The organism is Cellvibrio sp. UBA7671 (assembly GCA_002483145.1).
Lineage (GTDB): Bacteria > Pseudomonadota > Gammaproteobacteria > Pseudomonadales > Cellvibrionaceae > Cellvibrio > Cellvibrio fibrivorans.
In genome coordinates this window covers 93,728-94,271 of record DLHJ01000018.1, presented here as the reverse complement: position 1 = coordinate 94,271, position 544 = coordinate 93,728, and the positions used below count along the sequence as shown (strand labels likewise).

Sequence of the window (544 nt, the reverse complement as noted above, 5' to 3'; positions counted from 1 at the left end):
CACAAAAAAGCTACTTAAAATCTGACGTTTACCACTACGTTAGGCAAAAGGAATAACAAGAAATGTTTGGAAATTGTCTCTGCGGAAAGGTTAGTTTTGAGATTGATCGCAAGAATATCAAGCTATATCAGTGCCATTGCTCTTTGTGTAGAAAGCAAAGCGGTTCTTATTCAAATGCCGCCACTATTGTTGAAAACGAAAAGTTTCGCTTTTTAACCGGCAACGAACTTATAAATAGTTGGGTCAAGGAATCAGGCTTCCGCTCTGATTTTTGTAGTGATTGTGGATCGCCTGTGCCCAACCCATTAAGAAATACAAACTTCTATTGGGTGCCTGCTGGGTTAATCGAAAACCCTAACCCTTCTAGTAAAGTAATATTGCATTTGTGTCTAAACTCAAAGGCTAGCTGGGCTCCTTTTGGTCTTAACACTGAAAATCATGAAGAGCTTCCGTCTTTAACTTATTTACTTGAACGCTTAAACTCAGAAGAAAATGCCTAACAAAGCAATCAAACGGATGGTGGACTTCCCACACTCTAGTGGAC

Annotated in this window: 1 protein-coding gene; it reads left to right on the top strand. The window is 39.5% G+C overall.

The window, feature by feature from the left end:
• Window positions 1-62 precede the first annotated feature (62 nt).
• Entirely contained in the window at window positions 63-500 is a 438-nt protein-coding gene (locus B4E62_RS19080) for a GFA family protein (protein WP_331353179.1), read from the top strand.
• Window positions 501-544: the final 44 nt, after the last annotated feature.

What these genes read in the sequence shown, in the direction of transcription:
- B4E62_RS19080 (WP_331353179.1), top strand. Translation starts at nt 63, where the DNA reads ATGTTTGGAAATTGTCTCTGCGGAAAGGTTAGTTTTGAGATTGATCGC.